At 48.0% G+C, this 21150-nt stretch carries 15 protein-coding genes; 13 read left to right on the forward strand and 2 right to left on the reverse strand.

The window, feature by feature from the left end; all coding sequences use genetic code 11:
* Nucleotides 1–78: 78 nt before the first annotated feature.
* Entirely contained in the window at nt 79–2028 is a 1950-nt protein-coding gene (locus AC58UW_RS31630) for an ATP-dependent DNA helicase (protein WP_497424479.1), read from the forward strand.
* A 9-nt stretch (nt 2029–2037) separates the two neighbouring features.
* On the opposite strand, the gene AC58UW_RS31635 is transcribed toward AC58UW_RS31630, so the two are convergent.
* Nucleotides 2038–3825, reverse strand: a complete 1788-nt coding sequence (locus AC58UW_RS31635) for an ABC transporter substrate-binding protein (RefSeq protein ID WP_497424480.1) — start codon at nt 3823–3825, stop codon at nt 2038–2040.
* A gap of 152 nt (nt 3826–3977) precedes the next feature.
* On the opposite strand from AC58UW_RS31635, the gene AC58UW_RS31640 reads away from it, so the two are divergent.
* The 6 genes from AC58UW_RS31640 (at nt 3978) to AC58UW_RS31665 (ending at nt 10921) form a co-directional block, all read left to right on the forward strand.
* Nucleotides 3978–5492, forward strand: coding sequence for a DUF4153 domain-containing protein (locus AC58UW_RS31640; RefSeq protein WP_497424481.1), 1515 nt, complete (start codon nt 3978–3980; stop codon nt 5490–5492).
* Nucleotides 5493–5549: 57 nt separating this feature from the next.
* Nucleotides 5550–7100 carry an RNA polymerase sigma factor gene (locus AC58UW_RS31645; protein WP_497424482.1) on the forward strand — a complete coding sequence of 517 codons (1551 nt, stop codon included), beginning with the start codon at nt 5550–5552 and terminating at the stop codon, nt 7098–7100.
* A gap of 69 nt (nt 7101–7169) precedes the next feature.
* Nucleotides 7170–7946 carry a VOC family protein gene (locus AC58UW_RS31650; protein WP_497424483.1) on the forward strand — a complete coding sequence of 259 codons (777 nt, stop codon included), beginning with the start codon at nt 7170–7172 and terminating at the stop codon, nt 7944–7946.
* A 41-nt stretch (nt 7947–7987) separates the two neighbouring features.
* Nucleotides 7988–8872, forward strand: coding sequence for a sugar phosphate isomerase/epimerase family protein (locus AC58UW_RS31655; protein WP_497424484.1), 885 nt, complete (start codon nt 7988–7990; stop codon nt 8870–8872).
* A gap of 189 nt (nt 8873–9061) precedes the next feature.
* Nucleotides 9062–9667, forward strand: coding sequence for a nitroreductase family protein (locus AC58UW_RS31660; protein ID WP_497424485.1), 606 nt, complete (start codon nt 9062–9064; stop codon nt 9665–9667).
* A 3-nt stretch (nt 9668–9670) separates the two neighbouring features.
* Entirely contained in the window at nt 9671–10921 is a 1251-nt protein-coding gene (locus tag AC58UW_RS31665; RefSeq protein ID WP_497424486.1) for an MFS transporter, read from the forward strand.
* Between the two features lie 328 nt (nt 10922–11249).
* On the opposite strand, the gene AC58UW_RS31670 is transcribed toward AC58UW_RS31665, so the two are convergent.
* Complete coding sequence (locus AC58UW_RS31670) at nt 11250–11654, reverse strand: CBS domain-containing protein (protein ID WP_497424487.1); 405 nt, start codon at nt 11652–11654, stop codon at nt 11250–11252.
* A gap of 252 nt (nt 11655–11906) precedes the next feature.
* Between AC58UW_RS31670 and AC58UW_RS31675 the strand changes: the two genes are divergently transcribed.
* The 6 genes from AC58UW_RS31675 (at nt 11907) to icmF (ending at nt 21132) form a co-directional block, all read left to right on the forward strand.
* Nucleotides 11907–12878, forward strand: a complete 972-nt coding sequence (locus tag AC58UW_RS31675) for a Gfo/Idh/MocA family protein (protein WP_497424488.1) — start codon at nt 11907–11909, stop codon at nt 12876–12878.
* A 212-nt stretch (nt 12879–13090) separates the two neighbouring features.
* Nucleotides 13091–14233 (forward strand): acyl-CoA dehydrogenase, encoded by a 1143-nt coding sequence (locus AC58UW_RS31680; RefSeq protein ID WP_497424489.1) that lies wholly within the window; start codon nt 13091–13093, stop codon nt 14231–14233.
* 33 nt (nt 14234–14266) lie between these two features.
* Nucleotides 14267–15376, forward strand: a complete 1110-nt coding sequence (mmgD, locus tag AC58UW_RS31685; protein WP_497424490.1) for a citrate synthase — start codon at nt 14267–14269, stop codon at nt 15374–15376.
* A gap of 39 nt (nt 15377–15415) precedes the next feature.
* Nucleotides 15416–16864 carry a bifunctional 2-methylcitrate dehydratase/aconitate hydratase gene (locus AC58UW_RS31690; protein WP_497424491.1) on the forward strand — a complete coding sequence of 483 codons (1449 nt, stop codon included), beginning with the start codon at nt 15416–15418 and terminating at the stop codon, nt 16862–16864.
* Nucleotides 16865–16919: 55 nt separating this feature from the next.
* Nucleotides 16920–17828: a methylisocitrate lyase gene (gene prpB / locus AC58UW_RS31695; protein ID WP_497424492.1), complete on the forward strand. Its 909-nt coding sequence runs from the start codon at nt 16920–16922 to the stop codon at nt 17826–17828.
* A gap of 70 nt (nt 17829–17898) precedes the next feature.
* On the forward strand, nt 17899–21132 hold the full coding sequence (icmF, locus tag AC58UW_RS31700) for a fused isobutyryl-CoA mutase/GTPase IcmF (protein ID WP_497424493.1): 3234 nt from the start codon (nt 17899–17901) through the stop codon (nt 21130–21132).
* Nucleotides 21133–21150: the final 18 nt, after the last annotated feature.

Genomic DNA, 21150 nt, shown 5'->3' on the forward strand with positions numbered 1-21150 from the left:
CTATCATTCTTTGCTTTTGTAACAGGTTAGTGAGATAATACAAGTTTGATTAGATTTCTATTTTTGGGGGCTTGCAACGTGGGACGGTATCCATTTGATTATGATCATTCACAGCCATTCATGCAGCAGGTTTCTGACTGGATTGCTGATTTATTTTATGAGGTTTTACCCGAAGCAGGGTTTGAAGTGCGCGATGAGCAGATCTACATGGCGTTTCAGCTGGAGCGGGCTTTTGCTGAGAAACAGACCATTTTTGCAGAAGCGGGTGTAGGTACAGGGAAGACGCTTGTCTACTTGTTATATGCAATTTGTTATTCGCGACTAACGAAGAAACCGGCCATCATCGCATGTGCAGATGAATCGTTAATCGAGCAATTGGTGAAGCCAGGCGGCGATATTGATAAGTTAATGCGGCATTTGGATCTCGTGATTGATGCTCGGCTTGCCAAATCACCTGATCAGTATCTGTGTCTTCAGAAGCTGGATGAAGCCCGCTTTGGACACGAGGATTTAAGCCTGTACCGTGAACTGCATGCTGGTTTGCCAGACTTTGTCCACACACGGGAGGCCCTGCAATCCTTTTATGCATACGGAGATCGTAAAGACTATCCGGATCTAAATGATGTGCAGTGGGAACGTGTCAGCTGGGATGCCTATCAAGACTGTTTCGTCTGTGATAAACGGCACCGCTGCGGTCAAACGCTGTCCCGAGAGTCATACCGGAAGTCCGCGGATCTAATTATTTGTTCCCATGATTTCTATATGGAGCATGTTTGGACGTATGAGGGACGGAAGCGGGAAGGCCAGCTACCGTTGCTGCCGGAGCATTGTGCGGTAGTTTTCGATGAAGGACATTTGATGGAGTCAGCTGCCCAGAAAGCGTTGACTTACAAGCTAAAGCATACGGTTTTTGAAGAATTAGTCGTTCGTTTGTTAAAAGGGGAAGTGCGCGAGACACTAGCTGTCTGCATTGATCAGGCGATTGAGCAAAGTGAACTGATGTTTGAAGTGCTCGAAAGCTGCTGTCAACCGATTGTTGGCTCGGACCGCAAGCAGATTGTGATGAATGATCGATTGCTGCGTGAAATTCACCGGTTGTGCGATGTTTTATCACAGATAGAAGAGGAGCTTGTCTTCGAAAGTGAGATGTTCACTTTGAATGACTATCAGCTCAAAATTGTCGAAGAGCATTTGGAAATGATGCAGAAAGCGCTGGCATTGTTCCGTCATGATCAAGCTTTCATCTGTTGGGCAACGGAAAGTATTACAGGTTTGAGCTTGGTAATTATGCCTAGAACGGTGAAAGAAGTGCTGAGAGAGCAAGTGTTTTCGGCCAAAATGCCAATCGTTTTCTCCTCAGCTACGTTATCCGTAGAAGGAACTTTCGATTATGTTGCGGATAGCTTGGGATTGGACAAGTATTTATCGTTTTCTGTGGACTCGCCGTATGATTATGCAGAGCGTATGGAAGTGTTGGCTCCGACATGGACGTCTAGCGGAACATTCCAGGAGAAAATGGAGATAGCCATCAAGCTGCTGCAAAGAACGGAAGGCCGGGCGTTAATTCTATTCCCGACCCACGAAGAGCTGCGCAGGTTTAAGCAAGAGATTCTGAAGCGGAGCGAGTGCGAGAAGCTGCGGTTCCTATTCGAAGGAGATCAAGAAATCAGCCATTTGATCGCATCTTTCCAAGGAGACGAGCATAGCGTGCTTGCTGCGGTAAGCTTATGGGAAGGGCTTGACGTGCCAGGTCCATCCTTGTCGAACGTCATTATCTGGGCGCTTCCGTTTCCACCGCAAGATCCCGTATTTATGGCCAAAAGGGAAGCGGCCGCTCATCCTTATGAGGAAGTGGACATTCCCTACATGCTGTTAAGGCTGAGACAAGGGATTGGACGCCTGATCCGAACGCGGGAAGATAGCGGGATTATCGCTATCTTTAGCGAAGAGATGCATACGAATGATGTGCTTCGCGAGCATATTGTAGGTGTACTTCCTTCAGGAGTACCACTGAAATTTAGCCTATAAGGCTGCATGTTAAGTGAACCAAATGTCGCGAAATCGCACCCACCCGAGGGAATCGAACGAAATGCCGCGAATCGACGGGTGGTAAGCGGTTTTGAGATGTTTCCGATATAGAAAAAGCAAACTGTAACGCTGCTTGAGCTGTAATTCTAACTGCTCGAGCAGCGTTATTCTGCGTATCGGGTCGATTTCAAAACGCAGCAGCTGCAAGCTGTCATCGAGCAAGCGCTGCACCTCGGGCGACGCATGCTGCTGCATGCTTTTGTACATATCATAAAGCCGCAGTTCGCGATGCTCATCAATCATGATAGCGAATAGAACAAAATCAGCAGACATGCGCAGCTCGCCATTGAACTGCTCAGCGGGAATGAGCATGATGTCGAGCGTGATCCCGGATAATGCGTACATTTTCTGCAAAAGAAGCGCATCTTGTTCGTATTGCGGAATCGTAGCAAGCGTAAGCGTCTCCCCTTGATAGCCAGCCGAGTGGGGCGGCTGCTCCGATGTTATTGGCGCTGCTTTTGTATGTACCTCATCATCCGTAGCTGAGCTTGGGAAAAAAGAGCTGGCTGCTTCGATCACATCCCCGGAAAGCTGCTCTAATAAATAAGCTTGATCTAAGGCTAAGCTGAGAGCTTTGCGGATGAGAGGATTTCGTAAAGGACCCTCTTTTCTCTCATTCACGGTCATGAACTTCGTTGTCATCCCCGATTGCCGCACCTGCTGCCAGCGCTGGGCATCCATGTCCGAAATACGCACATTGTGCATGACTTGAAAAGGCTGCTTATGATCGGAGTCAGACAGATGTTCTTCATTCTCTGGCAACGTCCACACTTCGACACGATCCAAGAAGCCCCTGCCTTGAAAATACGCAGGAAATGCCTCCAGAATCCAAATCCCATGTTCATGTCCCGCTAAGCGAAAAGGACCCGTCCCGACAGGGTTCGTACCCATCCAACCTCCGGCAGCTTCACACGCATCTTCAGGAACAATCGCCGCACGATTCGTGCTCAAGAATCCCAAAAACAATTCATTACGTTCAACTAGTTGGATGACAACTGTCGTGTCATTCGGGCAGGAAATCTGCTGAATTCCTGCATAAGCCCAGCTATACAGACCGCGTGGCGCTAAGCGCTGAAGTCTTTCGAGCGCATATTTGACGTCACCGGCGGACATTTCACTTCCATGATGAAAGCGCACTCCTTTTCGGAGATAGAACGTCCAAACGGTTCTCGTCTCATCAACCTCCCAGGCATGCGCCAAATGGGGCACGATGTGCTCGCCCTTCGAATCCATCCGAACGAGACCATCGAAGAGCTGGTTCACCAGATGGGATTCCCCAGCGTAATGAATGGCAGCGGGGTCTAATGCATGGATGGTTTGGGTCAGAGGGAAGCGCAGCACATCAGATCGGCGATCACCCTGCAGCTCGGAACGAAACCCGAATTGACCGGACAACCATTCTTGAAACTGCTCTCTTAGGTGAGAGGGATGATCGGTAGTTTGCAGCAGTTCTAGGGCAGATTGTAAATCTTGTTTAGCCACGAGCTGTTTCGCTTCTTCCAAAAGCAATTGTTCTTTGCGCATATGAAAAATAAGGGTCGAGCGATTGCCGCGGCCTTTTCGCGGCTGCCAAGTGAGCCACTGCTCTTGCTGCATCCGCTTGAGAAGAAGCACCATATTGCGATGCGTGCAATCCAGCTGCGCTGCAAGCTCTTCAAGCGTTGTCTCCAGCGGAGACTCTTCATGGAGGTGTGGAAATGCAAGTCGAAGTGTCAAATAATGCTTGCGAATTTTCATCAAATGCCCTCCGTCATAAAATATGAAATTACTGAAAATAAACTTACACTTTTTGTTCTTGTTTTACAGGTTACAATAAAAGGCAGGAATTATCAATTCTTTGCAATTCCTTGCAATTCCCATTTCGTTATGATTAAAGGAGAGATAGTTCAATGAGAGATCCAGCTCCATGGCAAAGAAAATATAGCTACATGTTAGCGTACGCTTGTTTATTCGGACTGCTGGTACAATATTTATTTATCGGCCGGCCAGCGGGCATTTCTGTATGTCTAAGCGTTGCCGGCTTCTATGGACTTTATTTTTATTCGGTAAAAGGCAGATTAGGCGGATTTGAGCCGTGGAAAGGGCAGAGCACAGCAGGGTGGCTGCTCATGGTGCCTGTTGCTTTGCTGGCGTTGACCTATGCCTTGTTCGCAAACAACTTTTTTCACCTGCTAAATATGATTGCCCTGCCGCTTTGTATTGTGATGCAAACGGTCGTGTTATCGAGGAATAGCAAGCATGCCTGGTACCATGCTACTTTCCTGCAAGACATGGCTAGACACGTTATCAGCAGGCCGATCGCCTATCTCCCTGTACCCTTCGGGATGTTCAAAGCATGGATGCCTAGCCGTGGTAATCAAAAAGATTCGACTTGGGGGAAAGTTGTAAAGGTCTTGGCTGGTCTTTTATTGGCAGCTCCAATCCTGTTTATCGTCATCGGGTTGTTAGCTTCAGCTGACCGGATATTCTTATCTTGGATCGCGGAAATTCCATCATGGTTTACGGGTCTGTCCATCGGGGAAGGCTTAGGACGAATCGTTCTTGCGGTTGTGATTACCTTGTATACTTTTTGTTATATGTGGGGAATTCTTTTCCCGAAAGTCATCGAAGCATCCCATCCATTTGACAGTTTGAAGGATGAAACTGCTGCTACAGCTGACGGGGTCCGCAACAAAGCCTTGCTTGATCCAGTAATAGCCGGAACACTGCTTATATGTGTGAATGTCGTTTATGTGCTGTTCGCGATCATCCAATTCTCTTATTTATTCGGAGGCGCAGATGGCCTACTGCCATCCGGGGTGGCTTATGCGGAATATGCCCGCAGAGGTTTTGCGGAGCTGGTCGTTGTCGCTCTGATCAATATATCGCTGCTGTTCCCTGGTTTACATTGGATTCGCTCAAGTAGTTCTTTAGGAGAAAAAATTCGAAAAACGCTGCTTACGTTGCTAGTAGCCTGTACGATTGTCATGTTAATTTCTGCTTATGGAAGGCTTTCGCTGTATGAAGAGGCTTATGGATTTACGCAGACAAGACTGCTCGTGCATGGGTTTATGATCTTCCTTGGCACTTTGTTTCTCCTTGCCTTTTTCCGAATTTGGATGGTAAAGATGTCGATGTCCAGAGCTTACATAACGACGGCTATAATTGCCTATTTAGTGATGAATTACATGAATCTCGACCATCAGATTGCCATTAACAACATGGAGCGCTATGAAAAAACGGGCGTCATCGACCTTAATTATTTGGGCCAACTTTCAACGGATGTGGTTCCTGCATTGAAGGAGCTGCAGGTCAAGCATCCCGAGCTGAGTTCCGTTCAACAAACAATAGATCGTGTAATGGGTGATCAAAAGAATAAAACTTGGCCATCCTGGAATCTATCCAGCTATCGTGCGAATAGGTAAGGAAACCGATCTACTTGGCGAATATAGACGGGAAATAAACATAGCAGGAGGTTACCAGTGGGGAGCCATAGCGAAGTGACCGGTCTAATACGTCGTGTCAAAGAGGGGGATTCAATTGCTTTTGAGATGCTGCTCAGCTCGTATCGGTCAGCTGCCTTGTCATGGGCGCAAGCCATCGTGCGCGATGCATTTCTTGCGGAAGATGTGGTCCAGGAAGCTTTTCTCAAAGTAAAAGACAATATACATGACCTGAAAGACGAAGAGAAATTCGGTGCGTGGTTTCGGATTATGGTTCGCCGTATCGCGATGAATTCGATTCGTGGAGCGGCTAACCGAAGTGAATACGTTACGGAGGAAATCCCTGAATCGAGTTGGGGAGAGCTTAGTGGAAGCAAGGAGACTAGTCCAAGTGCCTGGCAGGAGCGGGAAGAAGGCGAAGAGTTGATTCGCAGTTCAATGCGCACACTTTCCGAGCAGGCACGCGAGGTTTTAAGTGCCAGCGCTTTTGATGAAGCGACGACGGAAGAACTGGCTGCACGCTTCGGAATGAAGCAAAGCAATGTCTATAACTTGTTGTCTCGCGCACGCGTGAAAGCGAATGAAGAGCGTTTCCGCAAGGAAATCGAGCTTTATCTTGAGGGGCGGAGCAGCAGTGGTCTGACAGTCACAAGAACGCTGCCGCATCCAGTGTTTTCTCGGCCATATGCTTTTCTCTCCGTTATGATCGGTGAAGCGCTCCGGACTGTAGGAGAGGAGAACCTTTCTCATACGGAGCTGATGGGGATCTCGGGTGATGCATTTCGTTTGAATGTGGCGAGAAACTGTCACTCACAAGGAAATGCAACCTTCGACTGGAGTTACACCGCATATCGAATTCTAGAGCGGTTAGGTGTCCGTGGGACGTGTTTTGGGCGGCCTCAGCGAAAGACACTAACGCCGGAACAGCAAGTTCATATCCTATCCATCCTCCATGGTTCTATCGATCAGGGTGTCCCTGCGATTATTTGGAATATGCAAAGTAATGAGTTTGGGTTTATTCATAGCTACAATGACAGCGAGCAGAAAATCCTGTATCTAGGTTATAACCGAGTGGAAAGGTCTATTCGTTATGACCAGTTGGGAAGAAAAGCTGATCAACCGCCGCTGTTCGTGCTCGGCATCCGCAGCAGAGCAGCTCCACCTCAGACAGAGGATGCTGCACTCCGAGCGATAATCGAGCATGCAAGAGGGAAAGAACCTCCCTTGGATGGCTATGCTTTCGGCCTTGACGGATACCGCCTCTGGCTGGAGGCTGTAGGAGAAGGTTCACTTGATCTGCATGGACATGCCTATCAAGTGGCGATTTTGGCCGAAGCGCGGCAGCATGCGGCTCAGTATTTACAGCTGCTGTCGGATAGCAGCAACAACGTCTGGCGCAAGCAGCAGCTTGCCGAGGCGGCGTTGTGCTATAAGCGAGTCAGCCAATCCTTCACTCGCTTATACCCGAGCTTTCCATTTGGATACGGAGGCAGCCATGCAGGCCAAATAAGCAAGATCAGGGAAGAGCTGATGCTAGCGTGGGAGGCCGAAAAAGAAGGTATCCGCCTCATTGCAGCTATTTTTGAATGAGTGTGCTAGAAATAATGCAGCTGCTGTGTCTATACGTTGAAGAACAATCAACTAAGGAGGAAATCGACGATGTCACATCCGATTAATGCTTTTATGCCATCAGTATTTGTTCCCGTTCAAGATCTAAAGAGCTCCATCGAATGGTACGCGAATTTGTTTCAGCGGCCCATTGTTCCTCAACCTGATCAGGACACCCACGGTATTTATATTTTTGCTTTGGAGGGCACAGAGATCATTCTAGACCGGAACACCTGGGGGTCTCCGCCGACGATTATGTTCGATACTGATAATAGCCATGCCGCGCATCAATTCTGCGAAAGCAGACCGCACACGGTCTTGACGGATGTTCTTGAAGATGAGTATATTTCCGTTTTCAATATTAACTCTCATATGGTTTGCCAAGCGAAACGGGATTTAGGTTTAAAGGCGGTAAGGCCTGCGAATGCTTTTTTGCGTAAAATTAGCCGCATCCTGGTGCATACCGATGATATTGATGACACGACGGCTTGGTATGAAGCTTTTGTTGGGAAAAGCGCAGGTCCAGACCTTCGGTTCGGCGATTTGCCTGCGATTCAAATGGATCGCGGAGCTCATCTGCTTATTGACGATAACCGGTTAAGTCAGTCCGCAAGTAGATACTTTGAGCAGCTTCAGTTAGAAGCGCGCACCAATCCGATTATGGTCTTGGAATCGCCTGATTTGGAAGCCGCCCTTGAACATGTCCGTTCTGTAGATGGCCTTGTTAAGGAGGGAATCGAAACTCGATTAGGTGTTACTTGTTTCCACTTTCAAGATCCGGACGGGAATGGATACCTGGTTGTGGAAGAAGCAGACAAAACAGCATAATAAGAGAGGAAACGGCGAGATGGCATATGGTCTCCAGTAGGGTGAATTTGGTAGAATCTGTTCAAACAGAGCAAGGAAGGGTTGAAAATATGCCATTTTTATCATTGACGAGTTGGAGTTTGCACCGACTGTTAGGTCCATTGCGGTGGACACGCTGGGAGGAATCGACACGTACACAAATAACGGTAGCGCAGGAGCAACCGGAACTTCTTACGCTGCTTGAGCTTCCTGCTAAGCTTGCCGACAAAGGGTTTGCCTCTTTAGAAGTTTGCCATTTTCATTTTCCAGATACGAGTTCGGAGTATCTGAATGCGTTGAAACAATCGTTCAAGGACGCCAATCTTCGCTTTTACTCGCTGCTTCTCGAGTATGGGGATATCTCAAGCGCTGATGTAGATCGTAGAGCCTCGGACATCGCATGGATCAAAGGATGGATCGATATCGCCGCTATCGCAGGAGCTGAGCGAGTTCGAGTAATTGCCGGCGATGCGGAGCCTTCAGATGCTCAAGCTTTAACACGTGCCGCTGATGCATTGCAAGAGTTAGGCGAGTACGCTAGTTCACGCGGGGTTAGAGTGGTTACGGAAAATTTCCACTCGCTGACTTCGGTGGCTGATAACTGCCTCGCTTTGATGAAGAAATGCGAGGATGTCCTTGGTTTCACTTCCGACTATGGCAATTTCAAAGGAAGTGACAAGTTCGAAGCGCTTGCTCTGACGATTCCATTCAGCGAATCCATCCATGCCAAAGCGCAAACCAATGCGGAAGGATTTCCGGATGAAGATGAGTTTATCCGCTGCATGGAGATTGCGATGCAAGCGGGGTACGAAGGACCGTTTACTCTAGTCTATGATGGACCCGGCGACATGTGGGAAGGGATTGAGCGTGTTCGGAAGCTTGTCGACCCGTATGTCACTTCATCGTAAAATCATTTAATTCCCGATAAAGTTAATAGGAATACAAGAAATAATATTGACGACACTTCCTATACAGTGCTACTGTATATACACAAGGACTACCGTTCTAACGGAGACACTTTCTCTATCCAGAGAAGTTGTCTCTTTTTTTTTATTTCTCAGCCAATCAGGGGATTGGAAGAAAGGAAAGGATTACACATGACAACCCAAGCACAGAAAGCTGTATTACTCCCCGAAGTAGAGGAGAACCGGAAAGGAGATTACCCCGTTCACTCTCTTTTTCTGAACCGTTGGTCCTCACGAGCTTTTGAACCGAAAGAGGTTGCCGACGAAACGCTCTATACAATCCTTGAAGCCGCGCGCTGGGCGCCATCCTCAAGCAATTTGCAGCCATGGCGATTTATCGTTGCCAAAACGGAAGCTCAGAAGCAGCAATTTCAATCTTTTATTAAGCCGAATAACCGCTTGTGGACGGATCATGTCCCAGTACTCGTACTCATTCTTTCGCACAAGCTTCGTCAAGATGGGGCCCTGAATGGTGCCCACGCGTTCGATGCCGGTGCTGCTTGGGCCTCACTTGCTTTTCAAGCCCATTTGCTGGGTCTTGCAACACGAGCTGTCGGCGGCTATGACAGAGACATAGCCCGTGAAGTACTTGGCGTACCCGAGGCATTTGAGCTGCATGCGGTGATCGCTCTAGGCTACCGCGGTGCCAGTGAGCGCTTGCCAAGTGAACTGCAAGACCGGGAAGTGCCGAATGGTCGGCGTCCGCTTAGCGAGAGCATTATCGAAGGCGCCTTCTAGTTGATGGAGCCGTGGAGAAAGCAGTTTGCTGCTTTGCTAACCGTTCAACTGCTTGTTTCAACAGCACACGGCATGTTTATTCCGTTGCTCCCTGGGTTTCTTCATCTATTCGGTCATGTTGGCGGAGACTCGCTGTACATATGGTCAGGTGTGATATTCTCCGCCAACTTTGTTGCGATGATGGTTGCGATTCCTTTTCTGGGTCGTATCGGGGATCGGTATGGTCGAAAACCAGTTATGCTTTGGTCCGGTTTCGGCATGGCGATTATTACAGCGTCAATGCCCCTTGCCGCGGAGCCATGGCAATTAGCTTTGCTGCGATTATTGCAAGGCTGCTTTACCGGCATTCTGCCGTTTACGATGGTGCTTGTCCTGATCGGCGCTCCAGATCAGAAAGTCGGCGTATCAGCAGGTAAATTACAAATGATGGGCGAGACAGGGTCACTAATCGGACCGCTGATCGCTTCATCCTTGCTTTCCTTTCTATCTGTAAGAGGTGCTTATCCAGCCATGAGTGTTTTTATTTTACTCGCGACTGTATGTGTTTGGTTGTTCGTGAAAGATAAAACGCAGGAGAGAGGCGAAGTTTCGAGTCCAAAAGGGACGCTTCTAGCCGATTGGCAGCAGATTTGGCAGACGAAGCCACTGCCGTCTTTACTGCTCAGCGCTTTATGTGTGAATTTTGCCTTTGTAGGGACGAATCCGATCCTGCCATACTATGTGCGTCAGTCCACTCACGTGTTTTCTTTTTTAAATAGCCAGTGGCTTCTAGGAATTACTTTATCGGCGACCTCATGTGCAGTTATTATCTTTTCGCCAATACTTGGGAGGCTTTCCGATCGGGTTGGTCCCTTAATGCTGCTGAAAATAGCTACGTCGACGGCGTTTTTCCTATGTTTGGTGCAAGCATTCACGCATCTATATCCGCTCATACTTGGCTGCCGTTTTCTACTGGGGCTGTGCGTAGCCTGTATGATGCCGAATATCCAGTCGCAGGTGAGAAAATTAGTTCGCCGAGGGATGGAAGGTCAGACTTTTGCCATGGTGAATGCTTGGATGTTCCTCGGGTGCTTATTAGGCCCGTTGTTAGGCGGTGTCATTATGGCTCGTTTCGGCGTGAAGGGTTGGTTCACTACGGCTATGATTGTATATGCCATATCTTTCTGGCAATCCTTCCGAATTAGCCGAGTCCAGACGATGGCTGCTCAGCTAGAAAGAGGGCATGCTACGATCGGTGAGATAGGGGCTAAATAACGTTCGAATAGGCCGCTTTTTGAACTTTTGGGAGCGCCTCTTTAGATGGAACTGGAAATACTACCACTAAATAATTGAATTATACAGCAATAGGCTTGACTAAATGGAATTTCTCCTGTTAATACGGACGATTGAGCTTGGAAACAGGTTAGAGGAGAGAATTATCGGGAATTTTTCCAGTTATTAGGTTAATCTAGCGGAGACTTGCTTGAAATAAAGGGAGTTTTTCCCACTAATCGATTCGGCTCCATAAAAAAAGAGGCTACCCCAAATCATTCAATAATCGAGGGAGCGCCTCTTTTTTGAACTTTTTGAGACAGCCTATTTTTTAGTCCGTAATGTTATTCATATAGTAGGCGATAATATCTTTGCGGCGAATAATACCTAGAAAAATTTGCTTGTCATCAACGACGGGAACAAAATTCTGATCGGCTGCCTTAGCCAGCATATCTTCCATAAAGGCATCAATGGAGACACATTCGTTGCGAATATGCTTTTTAATACTGCTTACAGGAATCTCATCCATGTTGTCGAAGGAAACACCCGGTTTATTTTTGAGCGTCCACAAGAGGTCGCCTTCGGAAAGTGTTCCAACGTATTTGCCTGCTTCATCAACGATGGGAAGTGCTGTATAATAGTGCTGCTCTAATTGTTCCATTGCTTCCTTCATGGAAGAGGATGACCTAATAAAGGCTACTTTGTCTTTCGGATAAAGAAATGAGGCAGTTTTCATGGTCGTAATTACCTTTCAGGGAATTTTCAAAACATGATACATCCATTAAACCATACTTTTGGCCAAATGGCCTTGAAAGATCTTTCCAAAATCGACAGAGACTTCATTATCATATACCCAAATCACTACAATTACTAACAGTATGAAACAAATTTTATCAGAAAAAATTACTAGAGAAAAGATTGGCATCTGCGTATATACTTGTCTTATGGAAATCTATGCTAATTTGAACCACTAGGAGGCACATATCACATGTTGAAAATTGCAATTGCCGGAACGGGATGGTTTGCTGAGAAGCACGCAAGCTTGCTAGCTGCCAGGGAGGATGCGCAAGTTGTTGCTTTTCTAGGAACTTCGCTGCCCAAGGCAGAGAAGATCGCGCAGAAATTTGCTGGCGCGCTAGCTTTTGACGAGATCGAGCAGATGCTGGATACGGTTAAACCAGATGCTGTATACATAAGTGTACCGCCTATGGCGCATGGTATAATTGAAGATGCAATCGTAGCGCGAAATATCCCATTCCTGATTGAAAAACCAATAGGGTTGGACATGGAAACTGTGAATCGCATCCAAGAGCAGGTGACAAACAGGGATATCATCACCTCTGTTGGTTATCATATCCGATATACGGACACGGTACAAAAGGCCAAAGAGCTGCTGGAAACCCGCAAGGTCGGAATGGCGGTTGGCAGTTGGCTAGGAGATATGCCAGGCGTTCATTGGTGGCGTAAGCAAAGTGGCTCAGGCGGTCAATTTATCGAACAAACGACACACATTGTGGATTTGGTTCGCTACTTGGTTGGCGAGGTAGAAGAAGTGTATGCGGTTTATGCGCAGCGCCACATGCACACGAAGCACGACGGCGTTGAAGTCGCTGATGTCGGAGCTGTGACTTTGAAGCTCGCAGGTGGCGCAGTTGCGTCCATCACGAATACATGTATGCTGCCTTTCGGTCATCGTGCAGGATTGGAACTGTTTACAGATAAAGGTGTTTTGGAAATTGAACAAAATCGGTACTTAAAGAATCATGAAGGTAAACAAACAACGGAGTATAAGAACCTCCTCAATCCTTATGCAGTAGAGACGGATGCCTTCTTACATGCGATCAAAACGGGGGATCGGTCACGAATTTTGACAGATTACGCCGACGCGGCTGTTACGTTGCGTATAACCTTAGCAGCATTGGAGTCTTCCGTAAGCGGAATGCCCATTAAATTACGATAAAGATAAGAATAAGAACAAACACCGCTAAATGGCGGTGTTTTTTTCGTGTGGCGTTATTTCATAGCCTGTCAGGTATAAGCCTTCAGCGTGACGTGTATATATAAAACATGTTATTGAAAACGGTTACAACTTGTCCCATTCGGATGCAAATCACCGATCTTATCCTCGGCCAAGCATACAGGAATAGCTATCATGTCGAAGGAGGCGGTCATATGGAACTGTCCTTAACGGATGAACAGAATATGATTCGTGCTATGGTGCGGGATTTTGCCAAAAAAGAAATTGAACCTACGGCTGCTCAAAGGGATGAAGAAGAGCGATTTGATCGTACCTTGTTCGATAAAATGGGGGAGCTTGGTCTGACAGGAATCCCGTGGCCTGAAGCGTATGGGGGAATAGGTTCCGATTTCTTGACATATGCCATTGTGGTAGAGGAGCTCTCGAAGGCTTGTGCTTCTACCGGCGTGATGCTTTCCGTCCATACGTCGTTAGTCTCTTGGGCGATCGCCAAGTACGGGACGGAAGCCCAGAAAATAACATTTTTGCGGCCGCTAGCTCAAGGAAAGAAGTTGGGTGCTTACAGCTTAACAGAAAGCGGATCAGGCTCTGATGCGGGAGCGATGAAAACAACAGCTGCCTTAGACGGTGACAGCCATGTGCTCAATGGTTCCAAGCTATTTGTCACAAATGGCGGGGAAGCGGACGTCTATATCGTTTTTGCCATGACGGATCTACAGAACAAGAAGCGAGGATGCAGCGCATTCCTTGTGGAGAAAGGGACCGAAGGCTTTATTTTCGGCCACAAGGAGAAAAAACTGGGCATTCGCTCTTCGCCAACACTCGAGCTGCGATTTGAGAATTGCCGCGTGCCTGCGGGTAATTTGCTCGGCGTGGAGGGGGAAGGCTTCCGAATTGCCATGCGAAGCCTGGATGGCGGGCGAATCGGTATTGCCGCGCAAGCGCTTGGGATTGCCCAGGCGGCGATGGAGGCTTCCATTGCCTATGCGAAGCAGCGCAAGCAGTTCGGAAAGCCGATCGGTGAGCAGCAGGCTATTGCTTTTAAACTTGCTGATATGGCGACAAAGATTGAAGCAGCCAGACTGCTGACTTATCAAGCAGCATGGAGGGAAAGCAGAGGTTTGCCGTATGGGAAGGAGGCTGCCATAGCGAAGCTTTTTGCTAGTGATACAGCTGTAGCAGTCAGTATTGAAGCTGTTCAAATTTTCGGAGGTTATGGCTACACGAAAGATTATCCGGTTGAACGGTATATGCGCGACGCCAAGGTCACACAGATCTATGAAGGGACGAATGAAATTCAGCGTATTGTGATTTCTCGCATGCTGCTTGCCGACTAGACGCGGCAGGCGGAGAGGAAAGGGAGCGATGAGATGAGTAACAGCTATCACCCTGGACTGGAAAATGTGATTGCAAGTGAGACGGGGATTTCCTATCTAGATGTTGAGAAAGAAGAAATTGTTGTTCGCGGTTATGATCTCATCGAGCTTGCGCAGCATGTTACCTATCTAGATGTTGCAGGGCTATTGCTTGACGGATTGCTGCCTGATGAAGATGAACGGGCGTCGTTTGAAGAGAGAATTAAAGATGAATATGGTTTGCCTCCGAACATTTGTTCTATCCTTCGTTTATTGCCAGATCAAGCCAATCTTATGGATGTGTTGCGGACAGGGATTTCAGCTTTGGCTAGCTACGATAACGAGCTTGAAGATCGTTCTAAGGAGGCAAATACACGAAAAGCGATCAGATTGCTGGCAAAGGTACCGCAGATTGTAGCAAATGGGTATCAAGCCAAGACCAAACAAACGTTCTTAGAACCGCGTAAAGACCTATCCTATTCAGCTAATTTTTTGTACATGATTACGGGTCAGGTGCCTACGAAGATGGAAGAGGATATCTTTGACCAGTCTCTCATCGTCTACAGTGAGCATGAAATGCCGAATTCGACATTCGCGGCAAGGGTGATTGCTTCGACGCAGTCCGATCTGTACGGCGCGCTTACCGGAGCAGTTGCCTCGTTGAAAGGAACGCTGCACGGAGGCGCTAATGAAGCTGTTATGGAGATGCTGCTTGAGGCAGGCACGGAAGGTAATCTCGAAACACTCATGTTAAGCAAACTAGCTCGGAAGGAACGCATTATGGGCTTCGGCCATCGGGTTTATATGAAAAAAGCCGATCCACGCGCACTGTTAATGAAGGATGCATTAGCCGCGCTTGCGCTAGAGAAAAATCAACCTGAGCTGTACACCATGTGTGTAGTTGGTGAAGAAGTCATGAAGCGCGAGAAGAATCTGCACCCGAACCTGGACTATTATGCGGCTCCCGTCTATTATTTGCTTGGCATTCCGATTGAATTATTTACCCCGGTATTTCTCGCTGCCCGTACGATTGGCGTCAGCAGCCACGTGATGGAGCAGCACGCGAATAATCGGCTTTTCCGGCCTCGTGTACAGTACACAGGACCTCGCAATTTACATCCTTGAGCGCTGGAAAGTAATTTGCCAGAAAGGACGACATTGTGCATGAGCGAATATGAGAACTTCGCTGATAAGGAGTTGACTTTTGACCCGTTAATTGAAGAAATAGCCGATTATACGTTAAATGCGCACATCGAAAGTGAAGAAGCGTATCGCATTGCGCAGCATGTGGTATTGGATTCCATGGGGACCGGCTTGCTTGCGCTGCGTTTCCCGGAGTGCGTGAAGCATTTGGGCCCGATTGTGCCAGGAGCAATTTTGCCAGGAGGCGCCCGAGTACCGGGTACCCGGTACGAATTGGACCCTGTGCATGCCGCATTCAATATCGGGTGTATGATCCGTTGGCTTGATTATAACGATACGTGGTTAGCTGCTGAATGGGGGCATCCTTCCGATAATCTAGGCTGTATTTTGGCGCTTGCCGACTATATTAGCCGCTGCAGGGTGGCAGTTGGTAAACTGCCGCTCTATGTGAAGGATATCCTCACAATGTGCATTAAGGCGCATGAGATTCAAGGCGTACTGGCGCTAGAAAATAGCTTAAATCGTGTAGGGTTAGATCATGTTCATCTTGTTAAAATAGCGTCAACTGCTGTGGCGACTGCCATGCTTGGCGGAACGAAAGCGGAGGTGTGCAGCGCGTTATCGAATGCCTGGATTGATGGAGCCAGCTTAAGAACTTACAGGCATTCACCTAATACAGGGTCTCGTAAGTCTTGGGCTGCCGGGGATGCGACAAGTCGCGCCGTGCGTCTGGCCTTCATGGCTGTCGGCGGCGAAATGGGGTATGCAACCGCGCTTTCGGCCAAAACGTGGGGCTTCCAAGATGTGTTATTCCGAGGTAAAGAGCTAACCTTAGGGCGAGAGCTCGGTTCCTATGTGATGGAGCATATTTTATTCAAAATCTCATTCCCTGCCGAGTTTCATGCGCAGACAGCTGTTGAATGCGCGCTTGAGCTGCATCCGTTAATAAATGAACGTATAGAGGAAATTAAGTCTATCACGCTTACAACTCATCAGTCCGCCATCCGGATCATTGATAAAAAAGGACCTTTGTCTAATCCGGCGGATCGGGATCATTGTTTGCAATACATGGTTGCTATTGGGCTGATATACGGGACACTTACGGCGGAGCATTATGAAGAAAGCTTCGCGAAAGACCCGCGAATTGATGCGCTCAGGGCGAAGATGATCGTCACCGAAGACGAGCAATACAGTAAGGATTATCTGGACCCGGACAAACGCTCGATCGCGAATGCCGTCCAAATTCATTTTCAGGACGGCACCTCAACCGAGAAGATTATCTGTGAATACCCGATCGGCCATCGCAGGCGGCGTGCGGAAGGACTGCCTAAGGTGATAGAGAAATTTGAGACTAACCTTATGACCCGCTTTCCTAGGAAAAAATCGGTCGACATTTTGAACCTTACTCTCGATTATGAGCGTTTCATTCAGACGCCATGTCAGGAGTTCATTTCGCTTTTTGTTATTTGACCGGTGGTATGAAAATTGAAACATAAAGCATGGCATGATCATGCAGGAGGTTCCTATGGCATGGCTCATTGAAGAAGAACCTGATCAAAGGCAGCTAGCCGTCCGTTTTCGTCAACTTGTCGAAGCGGGTCCAATTGTCAAAATTCCCGGCGCGCACGATGGAATGGCAGCTCTTATAGCCAAGCAAGCCCAATTTGAAGCCATTTATCTTTCTGGAGCCGCATATACAGCAAGCAGAGGGCTGCCGGATTTGGGCCTCATCTACTCAACCGAGGTGGCAGAGCGAGCCCGTGAGCTGGTTCGCGCTTCAGGTCTTCCTCTGCTCGTTGATATTGACACCGGCTTCGGGGGTGTTCTGAACGCAGCGCGAACGGCGAAGGAGATGGTGGAAGCCAAAGTCGCAGCCGTTCAAATGGAAGATCAAGAAATGCCGAAGAAATGCGGGCATTTGAACGGGAAAAAGCTGATTTCCGCTGAGGAAATGATGCAAAAAATCCAAACAATCAAGGCCGTTTCCCCTTCGTTATACCTGATTGCCCGCACGGATGCCAAAAGTGTGGAAGGCATGAACGCAGCGATCGAGAGGGCGAAGCAATATGTGGCGGCAGGAGCAGATGCTATTTTCCCAGAAGCACTTGAGAAGGAAGAGGAATTCCTTAGATTCAGTCAAGAGTTAAGCTGTCCATTGCTGGCGAATATGACAGAGTTCGGTAGAACGCCGTATTTTACGGCACAGCAGTTTGAAAGCTGGGGATTTCGTATGGTTATTTACCCGGTCACTTCCCTGCGTGTAGCGGCCAAGGCGGTGGAGATGGTGTTTGAGGAGATTCAGATGACTGGCACGCAGAAACAATCTCTAAGCCAAATGCAAACACGCAGCGAGTTGTACGAGACGATTCGTTATTTCGATTATGAAGCGCTAGATGGAAAAATTGCCAAAACCGTTTTGCCTGAAAAGGGCTAGGCCTCACTGATATCCTAATGTCGGTGGGGTTTTTGTGCACATCCGTCATCTGAGGAGAGGAGGTTCAGCGGTGTCATCAGGGAATCATAAAGTGCGATTCGTCACTGCTTCCGCTTTGTTCGACGGGCATGATGTGTCCATCACGATTATGCGGCGGATTCTGCAAGCTAGCGGAGCGGAAGTTATTCATCTTGGCCATAACCGGTCGGTACAAGAGATTGTGCAGGCAGCGATTCAGGAGGATGTTCAAGGCATTGCCGTATCCTCTTATCAAGGCGGGCATGTTGAATTCTTTACCTATATGATCGATTTGCTGCGTGAAAAAGGGGCCTCCAGCATCAAAGTTTTCGGTGGAGGGGGCGGCGTCATCCTGCCATCGGAGATCAAACGGCTGCACGAGTATGGCGTTGCACGCCTTTTTTCGCCAGATGATGGCAGGGAACTAGGGCTTCAAGGGATGATTTCCTACATGATGCAGGAATGCGATTTCTGTACGGTTTCTGTTGATGGGGGAGCTAGCGGCACCGAATCAGGGAAAGCTCATAGATTACTTGCGCAGCGAATTACAGCGGCTGAACTCGCATGTGATATCGCAGCAGGCAGCCTTCTTGAAAGTCAGGCCAATTTGCAGGCACAGGTACCGGCTTGCCCGATTGTTGGAATTACTGGCACAGGAGGAGCGGGTAAAAGCTCCTTAACGGATGAAATCGTCCAGCGTTTCCTGCGGCAATATCCGGATAAGACAATAGCAATTCTGTCGGTTGACCCGACCAAACAGCGAAGCGGAGGAGCTTTGCTTGGGGATCGGATACGCATGAATGCTGTCCATTCCGATCGCGTGTATATGCGCAGTATGGCTACTCGCGGATCGGGTAATGAGTTATCCGCTGCGCTTAGCCCCGCTATTGCTGTTCTGCAGCAAGCGGGCTTTGATCTAATCCTCGTCGAAACGAGCGGAATTGGTCAAGGAGACCACCAGATTGCAAACCTCGCGGATGTATCCCTCTATGTGATGACTAGTGAATTCGGCGCGCCATCGCAATTAGAGAAGATCGATATGCTTGATTACGCAGATTTGGTGGCGATTAATAAATTCGACCGGCGAGGGTCAGAGGATGCTCTTCGGGATGTGAAGAAGCAGGTGCAGCGAAATCACAGCAGATTCTCTGAGCCTTATGAAACAATGCCTGTCTATGGTACGATGGCTAGTCAATTTAACGATATTGGTGTGGATACGTTATTCAAGGCACTTATCGATACGTTGAACCGCAAGTGCTCATTGCAATGGCCAATGGATGGCTTCGCGCCAAAGGCTCATACGAAAACGCATGTTATTATACCGGTGGATCGTACGCGTTATTTAGGTGAAATCGCTCAGAGCATCCGGTCCTATCATACTTTTGCCGAAAAAGAGGCGGATCTGGCGAGCTCCTGTTATCGGTTGGATGGAGCTATTGCTTCCACAAGGCAAGTGCAAGCTCCAGATGAAAGCATAGCTACGCTGCAAGCTATCAAGTTGAGCTTAGAGAACCAAATGCATAAAGATACGCTCCGAATGCTGGCGCAGTGGCCTGAACGTCAGAAACAATACAACGGTAAGACGTTCATTACGCGTGTTCGGGAGAAGGAAATCGTGACGGAACTCACCACCACAAGCTTATCTGGATTGGAAATCCCAAAGATCAGCTTACCTAAGTATCGAGATACTGGCGATATAATTCGATGGCTGTACCGAGAAAATGTGCCAGGTGAATTTCCGTATACCGCAGGCGTATTTCCTTTTAAGCGTACAGCAGAAGACCCCAAACGTCAGTTCGCAGGAGAGGGCACGCCAGAACGAACGAATCTGAGATTCCATTATTTATCCAAAAATGATCAAGCCAAACGTCTAAGCACAGCCTTTGACTCTGTCACGTTGTACGGGGAGGATCCTGACGAACGTCAAGATATTTATGGCAAAATCGGCGAAAGCGGCGTCAGTATCTGTACGTTGGACGATATGAAGAAGCTGTATGCCGGCTTCGATCTATGCGATCCAATGACGTCTGTTTCCATGACGATTAATGGGCCTGCGCCAATTATTTTGGCGATGTATATGAACACAGCGATGGACGATCAGATCGAACGCTTCGCGCAGAAAAGAAGAAAAGCGCCTACAAGGGATGAGGCAGACGAAATTCGCAGGGCAACGCTGAAATCCGTTAGAGGAACGGTGCAAGCGGATATTTTGAAGGAGGATCAGGGACAGAATACCTGTATTTTTTCCACAGAATTTGCGCTTCGCATGATGGGCGATATTCAACAGTATTTTATCAATCAGGAAGTGCGGAATTACTATTCGGTTTCCATCTCGGGTTATCATATCGCGGAGGCTGGGGCGAACCCGATTTCACAGCTCGCTTTTACACTGGCGAATGGTTTCACTTATGTGGAGTATTATTTGTCCCGTGGGATGTCGATTGATGACTTTGCGCCGAATCTTTCTTTCTTTTTCAGCAATGGGCTAGATCCGGAATATACGGTCATCGGGCGAGTTGCGCGCCGCATATGGGCTACGGCTATGAAATACAAGTATGGCGGGAACGACCGCAGTCAGAAGCTGAAATATCACATTCAAACTTCAGGGCGTTCTCTACATGCGCAGGAAATGGATTTTAATGACATTCGCACGACCCTTCAGGCATTGATGGCACTGCTGGACAACTGTAATTCGTTGCATACGAATTCCTATGATGAGGCTGTAACGACACCTACGGAGGAGTCTGTTCGTCGAGCGATGGCGATTCAGCTAATCATTACGAAAGAGCTTGGTTTTATTAAAAACGAAAACATGCTGCAGGGCTCATTTATCATCGAGGAATTGACAGATCTGGTCGAGGAGGCTGTCCTGCAAGAGTTAGAGCGCATAAGTGATCGTGGCGGTGTGCTCGGTGCCATGGAGACGCAGTATCAGAGGGGTAAAATTCAGAATGAATCTATGCTCTATGAAATGAAAAAACATCAAGGGGACTTGCCGATCATTGGCGTCAATACGTTCCTGAATCCAAATCCACCTGCAGGGGACATGGATATTCCGCTTGCTCGAGCATCAACAGCAGAGAAAGATCAACAAATTATCCATCTTCATGAATTTCTTGGACGGAATCAACAGGCTGCTCCAACGGCTCTGCAGAAGCTTCAAGAAGTGGCGCTATCAGGCGGAAATATTTTTGCGGAATTGATGGAAACAGTCAAAGTTGCGAGTCTTGGGCAAATTACACGTGCGCTTTATCAGGTTGGCGGGCAATATCGCAGGAACATGTAAAGAGCAGAAGAGGAGGAA

Source organism: Paenibacillus sp. J22R160 (assembly GCF_059692135.1).

Excerpts from the sequence above, each read along its gene's own strand:
- mmgD (WP_497424490.1), top strand. The coding sequence starts at position 14,267 with ATGAGTAACAGCTATCACCCTGGACTGGAAAATGTGATTGCAAGTGAG.
- AC58UW_RS31660 (WP_497424485.1), top strand. The coding sequence starts at position 9,062 with ATGACAACCCAAGCACAGAAAGCTGTATTACTCCCCGAAGTAGAGGAG.
- AC58UW_RS31680 (WP_497424489.1), top strand. The coding sequence starts at position 13,091 with ATGGAACTGTCCTTAACGGATGAACAGAATATGATTCGTGCTATGGTG.
- AC58UW_RS31670 (WP_497424487.1), bottom strand. The coding sequence starts at position 11,654 with ATGAAAACTGCCTCATTTCTTTATCCGAAAGACAAAGTAGCCTTTATT.
- prpB (WP_497424492.1), top strand. The coding sequence starts at position 16,920 with ATGGCATGGCTCATTGAAGAAGAACCTGATCAAAGGCAGCTAGCCGTC.
- AC58UW_RS31675 (WP_497424488.1), top strand. The coding sequence starts at position 11,907 with ATGTTGAAAATTGCAATTGCCGGAACGGGATGGTTTGCTGAGAAGCAC.
- AC58UW_RS31690 (WP_497424491.1), top strand. The coding sequence starts at position 15,416 with ATGAGCGAATATGAGAACTTCGCTGATAAGGAGTTGACTTTTGACCCG.
- AC58UW_RS31665 (WP_497424486.1), top strand. The coding sequence starts at position 9,671 with ATGGAGCCGTGGAGAAAGCAGTTTGCTGCTTTGCTAACCGTTCAACTG.
- AC58UW_RS31635 (WP_497424480.1), bottom strand. The coding sequence starts at position 3,825 with ATGAAAATTCGCAAGCATTATTTGACACTTCGACTTGCATTTCCACAC.
- AC58UW_RS31640 (WP_497424481.1), top strand. The coding sequence starts at position 3,978 with ATGAGAGATCCAGCTCCATGGCAAAGAAAATATAGCTACATGTTAGCG.
- AC58UW_RS31650 (WP_497424483.1), top strand. The coding sequence starts at position 7,170 with ATGTCACATCCGATTAATGCTTTTATGCCATCAGTATTTGTTCCCGTT.